8 protein-coding genes and 1 pseudogene are annotated in these 14,699 nt (G+C 37.7%); 5 read left to right on the top strand and 4 right to left on the bottom strand.

The annotated features are described in order from the left end of the window. The first annotated feature begins 32 nt into the window (after positions 1–32). From sufB to A8143_RS04340, 4 genes are all read left to right on the top strand, one after another. Positions 33–1,475 carry a Fe-S cluster assembly protein SufB gene (gene sufB / locus A8143_RS04355; RefSeq protein WP_070137468.1) on the top strand — a complete coding sequence of 481 codons (1,443 nt, stop codon included), beginning with the start codon at positions 33–35 and terminating at the stop codon, positions 1,473–1,475. Between the two features lie 86 nt (positions 1,476–1,561). After that, positions 1,562–2,332, top strand: coding sequence for a Fe-S cluster assembly ATPase SufC (gene sufC, locus A8143_RS04350; RefSeq protein ID WP_070137467.1), 771 nt, complete (start codon positions 1,562–1,564; stop codon positions 2,330–2,332). A 3-nt stretch (positions 2,333–2,335) separates the two neighbouring features. Next, on the top strand, positions 2,336–3,568 hold the full coding sequence (gene sufD / locus A8143_RS04345; protein WP_070137466.1) for a Fe-S cluster assembly protein SufD: 1,233 nt from the start codon (positions 2,336–2,338) through the stop codon (positions 3,566–3,568). A 98-nt stretch (positions 3,569–3,666) separates the two neighbouring features. Continuing rightward, positions 3,667–5,283, top strand: a complete 1,617-nt coding sequence (locus A8143_RS04340; protein WP_070137465.1) for a T9SS type A sorting domain-containing protein — start codon at positions 3,667–3,669, stop codon at positions 5,281–5,283. A gap of 7 nt (positions 5,284–5,290) precedes the next feature. On the opposite strand, the gene A8143_RS04335 is transcribed toward A8143_RS04340, so the two are convergent. The 4 genes from A8143_RS04335 to dxs all read right to left on the bottom strand — a co-directional run bounded on the left by A8143_RS04335 (position 5,291) and on the right by dxs (position 13,267). After that, positions 5,291–6,133 (bottom strand): class I SAM-dependent methyltransferase, encoded by an 843-nt coding sequence (locus A8143_RS04335; protein ID WP_070137464.1) that lies wholly within the window; start codon positions 6,131–6,133, stop codon positions 5,291–5,293. A 49-nt stretch (positions 6,134–6,182) separates the two neighbouring features. Beyond that, positions 6,183–7,718: a glycine--tRNA ligase gene (locus A8143_RS04330; RefSeq protein ID WP_070137463.1), complete on the bottom strand. Its 1,536-nt coding sequence runs from the start codon at positions 7,716–7,718 to the stop codon at positions 6,183–6,185. A gap of 168 nt (positions 7,719–7,886) precedes the next feature. Further along, positions 7,887–11,180, bottom strand: coding sequence for a choice-of-anchor I family protein (locus A8143_RS04325; RefSeq protein WP_070137461.1), 3,294 nt, complete (start codon positions 11,178–11,180; stop codon positions 7,887–7,889). Positions 11,181–11,323: 143 nt separating this feature from the next. Next, positions 11,324–13,267 (bottom strand): 1-deoxy-D-xylulose-5-phosphate synthase, encoded by a 1,944-nt coding sequence (gene dxs / locus A8143_RS04320; RefSeq protein WP_070137459.1) that lies wholly within the window; start codon positions 13,265–13,267, stop codon positions 11,324–11,326. A gap of 246 nt (positions 13,268–13,513) precedes the next feature. On the opposite strand from dxs, the pseudogene A8143_RS17285 reads away from it, so the two are divergent. Then, positions 13,514–14,699, top strand: a pseudogene (locus tag A8143_RS17285) (hypothetical protein); the annotation flags it as partial.

Below are 14,699 nucleotides of genomic sequence, written 5' to 3'. Positions count from 1 at the left end.
TTTAAAATTCAACTAAAACAATATACGATCAGATGAGCGGGTATACAGAGGAAGAGTTAAAAGAAGAGTTAAAAGACCAAGAATATAAATTTGGTTTTACGACTGATATCGAATCCGAGAAAATTCCAGCAGGTTTAAGCGAAGAAGTTGTTCGAATGATTTCGGCAAAGAAAAACGAACCTGAATGGCTTTTAGAATATCGACTAAATGCATTAAGAGTTTGGATGGAAATGACCGAACCTGAATGGGCGCATGTCAAATATGAAAAACCTGACTTTCAAAATATCAGTTATTTTTCCGCGCCTAAAAAGCAGTATGAATCTTGGGAAGATGTTGATCCAGAAATGAAAGCCACAATGGACAAATTGGGAATTTCTTTGGATGAGCAGAAAAAATTAACTGGAGTAGCGGTTGATTTTGTGATGGACTCGGTTTCTGTTGCAACCTCTTTTAAAGAAAAGTTAAGTGAATTAGGGATTATTTTCTCTTCCTTCAGTGAAGCAGTTCAAAACCACCCTGAATTAGTGCGTAAATACCTAGGTACAGTTGTTCCTACGCAAGACAACTTCTATGCTGCTCTGAATTCTGCCGTTTTTTCAGATGGATCGTTTTGTTATATTCCAAAAGGTGTAAAATGCCCCATGGAATTATCAACATACTTCAGAATAAATGAATCAGGAACAGGACAGTTCGAAAGAACCTTAGTAGTGGCTGATGAAGGTAGTTATGTCTCTTATTTGGAAGGATGTACTGCTCCAATGCGAGATGAGAATCAATTGCATGCAGCCGTAGTTGAATTAATCGCCTTGGATAATGCTGAAATTAAATACTCAACTGTCCAAAACTGGTTTCCAGGAGACAAAGATGGAAAAGGTGGAATTTTCAACTTTGTAACCAAACGGGGAATGTGTCATACGAATTCGAAAATTTCATGGACTCAAGTCGAAACGGGATCTGCCGTAACTTGGAAATACCCCTCTTGTATTTTAAAAGGTGATAATTCGATCGGTGAATTTTATTCAGTTGCAGTAACCAATAATTACCAACAAGCAGACACCGGCACAAAAATGATTCACCTTGGAAAAAACACAAAAAGTACAGTAATTTCAAAAGGTATTTCGGCGGGACAATCACAAAACTCGTACAGGGGATTAATCCAAATTGCTAAAAAAGCGGAAAACGCCAGAAATTTCACACAGTGTGACAGTTTGTTAATGACAGATCGTTGTGGAGCTCACACGTTCCCTTACATTGAATGCGCGAATAATTCGGCAAAACTTGAACATGAAGCAACGACTTCAAAAATTGGAGAAGACCAAATCTTTTATTGTCAACAAAGGGGATTATCCGAAGAAAAAGCTATAGGATTAATCGTAAATGGATACGTAAAAGAAGTCCTAAACAAATTACCAATGGAATTTGCGGTAGAAGCACAGAAACTACTTGCAATATCGTTGGAAAACAGTGTTGGATAATCAACTCAATAATTAATTATACTAAAAGTAGAAAATATCGTACTTGCACTTTAAAGCAAGTCATGAGATAGCATAAACAAATAAACATGGGTAAAACGTTATTAGACATCAAAAATCTTCACGCTGAAATTGAAGATGAAGGAAAAGCGATTCTAAAAGGATTAAATCTTAAAGTAAACGCTGGTGAAGTACACGCGATAATGGGACCAAACGGAGCAGGTAAATCTACATTAGCTTCAGTCGTAGCGGGAAAAGATGGTTACGAAGTAACTGAAGGTGCAATTGAGATGGAAGGCAAAGATTTATTGGACCTTGATCCTGATGAAAGAGCGAAAGAAGGGTTATTTTTAGCTTTTCAATACCCTGTTGAAATCCCTGGTGTTTCGAATATAAACTTTTTGAGAACTTCCCTAAATGAAATAAAGGAGTACCGTAAGGAAGAACCAATATCAGCAAAAGACTTCATGGCATTGGTTCGTGAAAAATCGGCCTTAGTTGAACTCGATGCAAAACTTGCATCCCGCTCTGTGAACGAAGGTTTTTCTGGTGGTGAAAAGAAAAGAAATGAAATATTTCAAATGGCGATGTTAGAACCGAAGGTGGCTATTTTGGATGAAACTGATTCTGGTTTGGACATTGATGCATTAAGAATTGTTGCTGCAGGTGTTAACAAACTTAAAAACGAAAACAATGCTGTTATTTTAATCACACATTACCAACGTTTGCTTGATTATATTGTTCCTGACTTTGTACATGTTTTAGCGGATGGTAAAATCGTTAAGACAGGGGATAAATCTTTAGCCTTAGAACTTGAAGAAAAAGGATATGATTGGTTGACCGATGTAAAAACGCTTTAAATTATGACTACAGTTATTTCAGAAAAAACAGATCATTTTTTAAGCCAATTATCAATCCCAGAAAATTCTTTTCAATTGGCCGCTGCTGAACGCGCATTGCAGCTTGATTTTCCTACAACAAGAGATGAATACTGGAAATATACTCGACTTAGTAAAATAAGTAAGGGTGCTTTTACCGATAGTTTTGAACAAAAAGAGAAGCTTGACATTGAAGACCAGTTGGTTTCCAACGAGTTTATTGTAATTGAAAACGGAATTGTAAGAGAAGATATCAGCCAATATCAAAAAGATTACAAGATTGAAATCTCTGACGCATCCTCACCAAAAACACTTAAAGTTAATTCCTCTGATATTTTCAGTACAATTAATCGTGCTGCTGCAATACACAATGTTAAAATCACAATTGGTGCAAACAAAGTAATTGACACACCTTTACAGATCGTTTACCTCAATCATAGTGATCGAATTATCTCCAACACACAACTTGAGATTAACGCTGAAAAAAGTTCGAAATCAACAATAGTAATTACAAATATTGGGAACGAGGGAAAAGAAAGTTTCAATAACCATGTAATGACAGTTGATGTAGCTGAAAACGCGCACTTAACCATTAATAAAATTCAGGCTGGTAACCCGTCAAACTACAACATCAGTACCGAAGAAATTGAACAAGACCAAAATTCTACGTTCAAAATCAACACCGTGACATTAAAAGGTGCCTTAGTTCGTAACAACATCAACATTGCTGTTAATGGCCAAAATTGTGAAACACACATGAATGGAGCCATTGTAACGAAAGAAAAACAACATATAGATAATCACACTTTTGTAGACCATAAGGTTTCGAACTGTTTTAGTAATGAAAATTACAAGTATGTGTTGGAAGGTAAAGCTACAGGCGTATTCAATGGAAGAGTTGTTGTTCGTCAAGATGCCCAAGTAATTAATGCGTATCAAAACAATGGTAATATTTTGCTATCAGACCATGCATCAATTAATTCGAAACCGGAATTAGAAATTTACGCTGACGATGTTAAATGTTCACATGGTTCGACCACTGGACAATTAGATGAAAACGCTATTTTTTATCTTCAAGCAAGAGGAATTGCCAAAGAAAATGCTAAAAAATTACTTGTAGCAGCATTTATTGGTGAAGTTATTGAAGAAATTGAGCATGAAGGAACCATCTCCTTAATACATCGCTTATTCAAAGAGGTACACAATTGGGATTTCTAGGCAGAAATCCCTTTAAAAGTATTGATTTACACATATTTTAAGAAATTTTATTTCGCTACATTAAAAATTAGTACTATCTTGGTTTCGTAAACTTTGTCATGAAACCGCAACTATTTAGTTTATTCTATATTTTATTAATAACTGGGTGCTTATCTCACCAGGTGAGCTTCGCAATAAACCCTGCAGCACCTCAAATTGGAAACAGTGGTGGTATAGACAATGAAGAAGATGGTGACAACGATGGTAGGGTGGAATCTGGCGGTAAAATACTTGGGGATGAAACGTTGTGTAATCCGTCCAGTGGATCTACTATAATCAATACCGAGTCACCTAGTGGAACTTTTGTTGAATTACTGCAAGTTCGTTGGGAAAAGCGCGTTTCAGGCGGTGATTGGATTGTTATTCCAGGAGCTAACTCATTATCCTTTAATCCCGGAACAATTTTAGTCACTACACATTTCAGAAGAGGATGTAGAGAGTTTTCTCATGATCCATGGGTATATTCTAACACCATAACGAAAGCGCGTGTAGATGGAATTGATCGAGTTATTATTAATAAAACAGATGTGACTTGTAAAGATGGATTTGATGGATTTGCAAGAGCCTCTGTTCTTGGTGGTACCCCTGGTTATACATTTGAATGGTCCAACGGAGCATCTGGAATTGAACAATCTGATTTACCATCAGGAGAATATTATGTCATCGTTACAGATTCTTATGGATGTTCAAAATCATCTAATGTTATAAAAATTGATCAACCGTCAAATGCCGTAGGGTTGGCTAAAGATAATATCCAAGAACCGACATGTCCAGGCGATTCAACTGGATTAATTACAATCAAAGGTTTACACGGAACACCACCTTACACGTATACATGGTCGAACGGTGAAACTGGTTCTACTCAAATAAACTTACCAAAAGGAGAGTACTCTGTTACAATACGGGATGCCAATGGATGCACATCTCAATCGGAAACGATAATTTTAACTGAACCTGATCCTTTTCATTTAGAAGCTACCACCAAACATGTCACTTGCTCTGGTTTTTCAGACGCAGCGTCCACTTTGAGTATAGAAGGAGGGACAGCGCCTTATATTTATTTTTGGCACGACGGTGTTAACGAAGCCTTTCATGATAATTTAGAGGCAGGCAATTATAATGTCTTCGCAGTTGATGCAAACAACTGTATACACAATGAGACCATTACAATTGAGCAACCTGATAGTTTAATTGCCAATACTCATGTAGTTAATAACAAGCTATGTAAAGCATCAGCCAACATTGTCCCTGATGGAGGTACTGCACCGTATAGCTATGATTGGGGTGATTTAGACTTCAATGACCCATCGCATAAAAATGACTTATGTCCAGGTATTTACTCCATCCGCGTAAAGGACAACAACGGTTGTATTACAACTGAAACTTTTGAAGTTGAGGCTGATTATAAAAAAGAAGAAATTGTTATCAGCATTTTAGTTAATCCATTCAATACCAATGGCAACATAGAAGTGTCTTTACCATACGAATATCCGGCCAACTTAACTATTTATTCACCAACTGGTCAAATCATTGAACATATAAGCCACATCAATTTGGATAATCAAAAAGATTTTGAATATTCATTAGAATTGGAAAAATATAGTGATGGAATGTATTTAATAACGGTACAAGCTGGAGATATGCGCAACACAGAAAAAATTATAATCCGCAAATAGAAAGAGATTAATAGATTCGAGTTAACTCTCCGTACTCCAATATTTTTCCTGTAGTGGTTTTTCTTGACAAGGTGCCAATTTCTATTGTTTTACCTTTAACAACGGACGAAGTATATGCCTTAATTTTTTTCGCATCTAATCGCGGTGAATAAGTGTTCGCAATTAAAAAACCGTTATTCACGAGCAGTCCAGTTGTTGTTTCAAGAAGTTCTGGAAATTTATCCTCAATTTTCCACCGTTCTTTTTTCGCCCCAATTCCAAAAGCCGGCGGGTCCATTATGATACCGTCATACTTATTACCCCTCTTTAATTCACGTTGAGCAAATTTTAGCGCATCATCCAAAACCCAACGAATGTGATCTAAAGAAGAGTCCTCCATATTCGTTTTTGCCCAAGCATTTATTTGTCGAACAGAATCACAATGATAAACTTCAGCTCCCGACTTTCTAGCCATAAGAGAAGCACCTCCAGTATATCCAAACAAATTTAAAAAACGACTTGATGTACTTAGTTTTGACGATATAAAATCCCAATTAAACACCTGTTCTGGAAACAAACCAACATGTTTAAACTTTGTAAGTTTAAGGTTAAAAATCAAATTTTTATAAGATATCTTCCATTCTGTTGGAGCATTTGCATTCAACACCTTCCAATCACCCTTTGTATGCGAAACCTCATTAAAGATAAAATCAGCCTCCTTTTTCCATTCTTTTAAACTTAAAACAGGGGTAAAATAAGCATTTCTCTCGGGCCGAATAGTTACCACATTTCCCCATCGCTCTAATTTCTGATTATTACCAGCGTCAATCAACTCATAATCCTCCCAGTTCTCAGCGAAAAATCTAGCCATATCAATTTTACAAACCCCTATTTTGGTGCGCTAATCAAATTAGCTCGAATTATGACAATAAGTTTCTAAGGCTTACTTTCTTTTCGATGATCGCATGTAAATCAGCAATAGAAACGCGCTCTTGTTTCATCGTATCTCTGTCCCGTATTGTAACTGTTCGATCCGTTAACGACTCATGATCAACTGTAACAGCAAACGGAGTTCCAATTGCATCCTGACGACGATAACGTTTTCCAATATTATCTTTTTCATCATATTGACAATTAAAATCAATTTTTAATCCGTCAATAATTTCGCGCGCTAACTCAGGCATACCTTCTTTTTTCATAAGAGGTAAAACCGCCACTTTATAAGGTGCAAGAGCAGGTGGAATAGACATTACTTTTCGTGTAGAACCATCATCAAGGGTTTCTTCTTTATAAGACTGTGACAAAACTGCTAAAAACATTCTATCTAACCCTATGGACGTTTCAACCACATAAGGAATATAAGAATCATTTATTTCAGGATCAAAATAACGTAATTTTTTACCAGAATGCTCTTCATGCTGTTTTAAATCAAAATCTGTCCGCGAATGTATTCCTTCAAGCTCCTTAAACCCCATTGGGAAGTTAAACTCAATATCGGCAGCCGCATTTGCGTAGTGTGCTAATTTGATATGATCATGAAAACGATAAGCTGTATCGTCAAAACCTAGTGCTTTATGCCATTTAATTCGGTATTCTTTCCAATACTCGTACCATTTCATTTCTTCACCTGGACGCACAAAAAACTGCATTTCCATCTGTTCAAACTCACGCATTCTAAATATAAATTGACGCGCTACAATTTCATTCCTAAAAGCTTTACCAATTTGCGCAATTCCAAAAGGAATTTTCATTCTACCAGACTTTTGAACATTAAGAAAGTTAACAAAGATACCTTGCGCCGTTTCTGGTCTTAAATAAATTTTAGCAGACTCACCAGAGACAGATCCTAACTCAGTTGAAAACATTAGGTTAAATTGTTTAACATCGGTCCAATTTTTTGAACCACTCAAGGGACAAGCAATACCTAAATCCTCTATAAGTGATTTTAAGTCGGCTAAATCCTCGTTGTTTAACGCATTTCTCATTCGATCTTCAATCCCTTTAATTTCTCCCTCTCTTCTCAATACATTTGGATTGGTAGCTCTAAATTCGGATTCATTAAAATCATCACCAAACTTTTTTTTGCCTTTGGTTACATCCTTATCTATTTTTGCTCGAATCTTCTCAATATGCTCTTCGATGAGAACATCTGCTCTATATCTTTTTTTGGAATCTTTATTATCAATTAACGGGTCGTTAAAAGCATCGACATGTCCTGAAGCCTTCCAAGTGTCAGGCGCCATGAATATCGCCGCATCTAACCCAACAATATTCTCATTCATTTGAACCATTGATTTCCACCAATAATTCTTAATATTATTTTTCAACTCAGCCCCAAGTTGTCCATAATCATAAGTTGCACTTAGTCCATCATAAATTTCACTTGACGGAAATACAAATCCATACTCTTTCGCGTGACCAATGATATCTTTTAATTTATCTTCTTGAGCTGCCATTTTTTATTTTTTAAGAATTAACACAGCTAAAACAGCCGTATATTGGCGACAAATATAATCATTCCGACTAGAATTATTAAGGATAACTAAGCGCATATTCTCTTAAAATCGAACATAAAAAAAGGGACTTCGGTTGAAGCCCCTTTTTTTAGTGAAATGTGATTAATCTTACCTAATAATTAATTTTTTACTGATGGATTTTGTCGCAAAGTCAACTTTTACAAAATAAACCCCCGACGACAAATCGGTCAAATCAATATGCTGAGAATAACCATTAACCTGTCCTTGATAAGCTACATGACCTGCGATATCATAGATTAAAATATCCGTATTTTGATTAATATCCTCTCCCAACTCAATTGTTATAACTCCATTAGTTGGGTTTGGATAGATATTAAAGGTATTTGACGAAAGCTCCTTTACACCTGTGTATTCCACATTATAAGTAGCTTCACCTACACATCCGTCCTCATTTGTAACAACAACTGTGTAAGCGCCATCTTCGGTTGGAAAATACGACATTTCGGTTGCCCCATCGATTAATTCACCTTCAAAATACCATTGATAAGTTTCATAAGAATCAGTAAAAAGCTCACCATCTGTTACAGTAATAATTGGCATTGGAGCATCCAGCTCTTCAATCTCAATGAATTCAGATGTTCCCTCACAAGCATACTCTGCATTGTAAATTGATACTTTATACTCACCGCCCGTCTCAGCAATAAAAGATTGATCCATTGCGCCATCGAGCATTTCTTCATTCAAGTACCATTGATAAGTCAAATCCTCATCTTCTGTAGCAAATAATTCTAATTCACCACCCTCACAAAAACTTGTTTGATCATCGATAGTTGTAATTTCCAATTCAGATAATTCAACACAAGAATTAATTTGATAGATCGACAAGCTACTTGACACTTCATTTGCCAGTACTAATATACCATTCCCATTCGGAGACAATTCAGCAGGTATAAAAATCATACCTTCTGCACCTCTATCAGGGCCATTTGTTTCAGCGTCTCTATTGTTATGGTAACCAACATAGATTGGATTTTCTGGATCATTTATATTGAACGCCATTGCTCCACCTATTCGCTCTAAAGAAACAAATAAAAAGGCATTTCCATCAATCAAAGTAGCCAAAACACCCTCAGGTTCCGGACCTTTATCATCACTTCTATTTTTAGCTTCAGCTTCGTCCTCATTTGATGCATTAAACAAATCGACATATACAGGATCATTCGCAATAATCTGCTCGATTAGGTCCCCAGAATCAAATACAAGCTCACCCGTCGCTTCATTCCAAATAGAAAATGACCGAGTTCCGTACGAATATAACTCATCAAAATCACCATCTCCATCAATATCACCGTTTGCTGATGTTGTTTTCAAACGTCCTAACAATAATTCATTTTGCCAATATGCTGCGTTAGGAAATAAGGTTTCATCAAGTTCTAAATCATCAATTCGTTCTTCTTCGCTATAGCCATCATAATCGCGCGAATCACCTTCATTCGCCGTAACTAAATAGGTTGCTCCATCCACGGTTATATTATCAATTGCATCCGGCATAAAAAATCCTTTTATTGGAAAGTTTGCAATATTAATACCTGACGTTCTGTTCGATGCATCCAATCCAAAACCAAACAAGCTGTGATCAATTGTACCCAAAATGCGAATTTCCGTAATCTCTTTAGCTATTAAATCAACAACTGCTATTGCATTATTTTCTTGGCAAACTACATGTGCAGTCATATCATCTGGTAAAATCGTTACGTATTCAGGTTCGATATCTTGAGATAGTGAAGATTCCGGGCCAAAAACTCGAAGACCCGCATCCATTAAATCAGCCGCATCAGCATCAAATGCTGTAAAATCCAAATTTGTAACATCAGCTGGAGAGATAGCATCAATAGCACCAGAAATTTCAATCAAAGACACACCACCCAATGGGTCAACATCGTAATCATCATTTGGCTCACCTTCACAAGCAACAGCAACCAGATCACCTGCATGATTAAACGTCACCATATCAGGTAATGCCCCAACAGTTAATCTATTCAAATAATCACCATCGATTGAGAAAAACGAGACAAATCCAGGATCTTGAGGTATTGGTGCCGCGATAGCCGCTGCAATTACGCCATCATAAACCGCGATAGAATTGATTTCACCAATAGAATCTAATCCTATAGACTCTAACAACACAGGTGATTCAGGTACTGAAAAGTCAACTATATCAATAACATTCGCCACACTATTAGCAATAACCAAGCGATCTGAACTTTCATCAAACGCAACTATTTCAGCAGAAGCCTCTCCTTCTTCTCCATTAGAGAAACTTGTTAGTAATTCAAAATTTAACTCGTTTGTTGCCGTTGGAATCACGCGATCATTATCAGTTATATAAATAAACATTTCAGTGATGTCAAACAGTTCTGCGTTTACGAAATTTTCTGCAGAAACCACAATATACTCCGATTGTTCTGCATCTCCATCATCGATAATTTCAAAAGAAAATGACATTGTTTCATCCACATCACCAGTAAATGAAACCGTGGTATCTAATAAAATAAAATCAGCCTCATTGGTAGCAGACGAGATCGAAACAATTTTTATATCACATGATGAAGCAGAACCATTAGCATCTATCAAATCAAGGTCAAAGCTTACCGTCCCTGCATTCTCATTTAAAGTAATATCTTCTGTTACGAAACTAACTTTTGCTGGTGCCTCATCAGCAAAAGTGATTAAAGAAACTCCGTCAGTCCCTTCACCTGAGGTAAAAGTTCTTGCTTCAACAAATTCAAATGTTTCTAAATTATAAACACCGGTTAGTTCGGTTAAATCCTCATCGGCTCCATAGAATGATTCTTCTAGAAGTTTACCTCCATCGTAATGATCATTAACAGGCAATTGATAACCCGAAACTCCATCAATTGCAGCTCCTCCAATTCCACTACCGTAAAACAAGGCGTCAGTAGGAACAGTTGATGAAGTAATTGACGCAACATCCATATTAAAAACAGCAATACCATCTGCATTTCCGCCACCATTCCCAAAAACTCCACCTGTATTATTGTTACCTATACTACCGTCTCCACCATCTACGCCTGTATCAATCATTCTAAGTTTAGTTCCCGTAGGAGCCATATCTGTCCCCCCAACATAAACAACATCTCCCACACTTACAATTCCAGTATTTATCTCGAAAGCATACGTAATTGATCCGCCCTCAATCCAACCATCCACAGTTGCTGTACCATTATTTGCTACAATAACTGTGTATGGGGTAACTGAAAAGTCAATATCATCAGTAACTAACAATTCTACATATTCAAATGGTGAATCTAAACCACCCGGGTTTTGGTGGAATTCGGAAATTAACATTCCGGGATTTTGTCCCCACGCAGACGCTACAAGGCCAAAAACAGCCAAGATACTCGTGTAAATCTTCTTCATAATTAATCTTTTATACAATTTATAACAAATGTATTTGCAGATAATTACGCAAGCATTAATCCCAAATTAATCTTGAGTTAAGCCATGTTACTGGAGTATTAAAAATATTAACTAGAAATCTGGTTTTGGATAAAAACGATATTCTATCCGACCATTGAAGAAGCTTTAAGCACGTTCCCTTTCATTAATTCTTCGGCTGATTTAATCATAGCATCTTTATCATAAAAACATTCATGATATAATTCGTCTTGAGTGCCATGATGAATAAATTTATCAGGAATACCTAGGCGAACTACTTTAGCAGAATAGGAATGATCAGCCATGAACTCCAGAATTGCAGAACCCATCCCCCCCATTAAGCAACCATCTTCGACAGTAATTACTTTGTCAAACTTAGAAAACACTTCATGCAATAACATTTCGTCAAGAGGTTTAACAAAACGCATATCATAGTGTGCAACAGACAATCCATTTTTCTCAAGTTCATCAATTGCCTCAGTCGTTTTATTTCCTATTGGTCCAATTGTCAAAAAGGCGATATCTTCCCCTGTTTTTAACTTACGACCTGAGCCCACTTTTAATTCTTTGAACGGTGTTTTCCATTTTGCCATCACCCCTTTACCACGCGGGTAACGAATTGAAAATGGACCTTGATCTTTTAACTGAGCCGTAAACATTAAATTCCTCAATTCACTCTCGTTCATAGGAGATGCAACAACCATATTAGGAATTGATCTCATGTACGCTAAATCATAAGCTCCGTGATGAGTCGCTCCATCAGCACCAACGAGACCGCCCCGATCCAAACAAAAAACAACATTTAAATTTTGCAACGCCACATCATGAATCACTTGATCGTAAGCCCGTTGCATGAAAGAAGAATATATATTACAGAATGGCACCAAACCTTGTGTAGCCATTCCCGCTGAAACCGTCACTGCATGTTGTTCAGCAATACCGACATCAAATGCACGATTTGGCATCGCTTTCATCATTATATTGAGTGAGCAACCGGAAGGCATTGCCGGCGTTACCCCCATTATCTTTTCATTTTTCTCTGCAAGCTCAACGATAGAATGACCAAAAACTTCTTGAAATTTTGGTGGCTGTGGAGAACTCGGAATTACTTTTACAATCTCTCCTGTCTCTTTATTGAAAACTCCTGGAGCGTGCCATTGTGTTGCATTCCCTTCTTCGGCCGGCTTATATCCTTTTCCTTTCGTGGTTAAAACGTGCAAGATTTTTGGTCCAGGAATATCCTTTAGATCTTGCATGATTTTCACCAAACCAATCGTATCATGACCATCAATAGGACCAAAATACCTGAAGTTCAGCGATTCGAAATAATTACTATCATTCAACAAACTCCCTTTCAGAGAGTTACTAATCTTAGATGCAATCGCCTGAGCATTAGGACCAAATTTTGAAATCTTACCTAACAACCCCCACACTTCATCTTTTACCTTATTATACGTATGAGAAGTTGTAATATCGGTCAAATACTCTCTTAAAGCCCCAACATTTGGATCGATCGACATACAGTTATCGTTGAGAACAACAAGTAAATTTGTATCTGTTGACCCTCCATGATTTAGACCTTCAAATGCTAACCCAGCAGTCATTGAACCATCACCAATTACGGCAATGTGCTGTTTATCTATTTTTTGATAATCATTTGCTATTGCCATACCGAGAGCTCCGGATATTGATGTAGAAGAGTGTCCTACACCAAAAGTATCGTATTCACTTTCACTTCTTTTAGGGAATCCGCTAATACCTCCTTTAATTCGGTTTGTGTGAAACTGACTCCTTCTTCCCGTCAATATTTTATGACCATATGCTTGATGTCCAACATCCCAAACTAGCTGATCATCTGGAGTGTTAAAAACATAATGAAGTGCCACTGTTAACTCCACCACTCCTAGACTTGCACCAAAATGAGAATTACCGATTTCCGAAATAACATCAACGATGTATTGTCTCAATTCATCAGCAACCTGAGGTAATTGTTCTACCTCAAATTTATCTCTCAAATCTCTTGGAAACTCTATTTGGCTTAGAAATTCCCCCGCTGTATACTTTCCCATACGATCACGATTAAAGAACAAATTTAACTATTTGTAACTGATAATATAACGCTTTTAGAGAGAAAACTGTTCATCAATTTGCAAAAAAAAACGAACGGCAAATCGAAACACTTCCCCCAAACAGAAAGCAAGCTTAACTATAATTTAACAAAACAAAGTTTATTCATTTAAAATAAAACATTGATACCCATTAATATACTCTTAATACGTCATATATTTATAACATAAATAAATACATCTTACACTATGAAACATTACTTACATGCTAAACTAATAGCAGCATGTCTCTTTGTGGGTTCTTTAAATCTATTTGCCCAGGTTGAGACATTCGATTACACAGGCGACCTTCAGTATTACACTGTTCCAGCTGATGCCCCGTTATTACAAATAGAAGTCAGAGGAGCACAAGGTGGTAACGACGGAGGTGAAGGAGCCATTATGATCGGATCATTTTTATTTGATCCTGGAGAAGTACTAACCATTTTAGTTGGCCAAGCAGGAGGAAAAAATTCTGACAATCAAGTGGGCGGCGGCGGCGGTTCATTTGTTGTAAACGCCGATGATGAACCCATTATTATCGCTGGAGGTGGTGGAGGTCGCGCCTGGGACGGTTCAGGTTCTCCTACATTCCCAGGTATTGATGCAAACACCACAACAAACGGGAACGATGGCTACAGTTTACACGGCGGATCACCTGACCGATATGGCGTAGGCGGTGTTGACGGAAATGGAAGCACACTCTCAGGACCATTAGGTTTCGGTCACGCTGGTAACGGAGGAGGCTTCTACACCAGTGGTTCAGGAGGAGCTTGCGGTGGGAATGGTCTGTCATTCTTAGCTGGTGGAGCTGGAGGAACAGGGTGTTCTGGAGGTCCCGGTGGCTACGGCGGTGGAGGCAACGGCGGCAACTGGGGCGGCGGCGGTGGCGGCGGCTACTCAGGAGGTGGAGGATCATGGCACGGCCCTACTAATGGTGGTGGCGGAGGTTCCTTCAATAGTGGAGCTGACCAAGATAATACTGTTGGAAACACTGGAAATGGTCAAGTGATAATTACCGTATTGTGTAATGCGCTTGATTTAACCGTTTCAGACTATGGTCTTTGTATTGGTGAATCATTCACTGCATCTGCAGTTTCTGAAAGTGGCGCTGCCGTAACTTGGGATGGTGGTTTAGTTAATGACGTTCCGTTTACGCCTGGAGCTCCAGGACTATATACTTTTAACGCTACAAGTGCTGACCCAGAAGATTGCGGCGCTCAAATCGAGATACTTGTTAATGAATATCCTGATGTTGTTGCTGGTGTTTCTGATACTGAAATTTGTTTAGGTGAATCTGTTGTTTTCGCTGGCGAAGGTGCTGCAACTTATACTTGGGATATGGGCGTGACAGATGGTGTCGCTTTTACTCCTGACGCTCTAGGTACTGTCACTT

Source organism: Crocinitomix algicola (assembly GCF_001661595.2).
GTDB classification, from domain to species: domain Bacteria; phylum Bacteroidota; class Bacteroidia; order Flavobacteriales_D; family Crocinitomicaceae; genus Crocinitomix; species Crocinitomix algicola.
The sequence above is the reverse complement of the archived record's forward strand: the minus strand, read 5'-3'. Positions and strand labels throughout refer to the sequence as shown.

Coding starts and splice junctions, on each gene's coding strand:
- sufB (WP_070137468.1), top strand. CDS start 33: ATGAGCGGGTATACAGAGGAAGAGTTAAAAGAAGAGTTAAAAGACCAA.
- sufC (WP_070137467.1), top strand. CDS start 1,562: ATGGGTAAAACGTTATTAGACATCAAAAATCTTCACGCTGAAATTGAA.
- sufD (WP_070137466.1), top strand. CDS start 2,336: ATGACTACAGTTATTTCAGAAAAAACAGATCATTTTTTAAGCCAATTA.
- A8143_RS04340 (WP_070137465.1), top strand. CDS start 3,667: ATGAAACCGCAACTATTTAGTTTATTCTATATTTTATTAATAACTGGG.
- A8143_RS04335 (WP_070137464.1), bottom strand. CDS start 6,133: ATGGCTAGATTTTTCGCTGAGAACTGGGAGGATTATGAGTTGATTGAC.
- A8143_RS04330 (WP_070137463.1), bottom strand. CDS start 7,718: ATGGCAGCTCAAGAAGATAAATTAAAAGATATCATTGGTCACGCGAAA.
- A8143_RS04325 (WP_070137461.1), bottom strand. CDS start 11,180: ATGAAGAAGATTTACACGAGTATCTTGGCTGTTTTTGGCCTTGTAGCG.
- dxs (WP_070137459.1), bottom strand. CDS start 13,267: ATGGGAAAGTATACAGCGGGGGAATTTCTAAGCCAAATAGAGTTTCCA.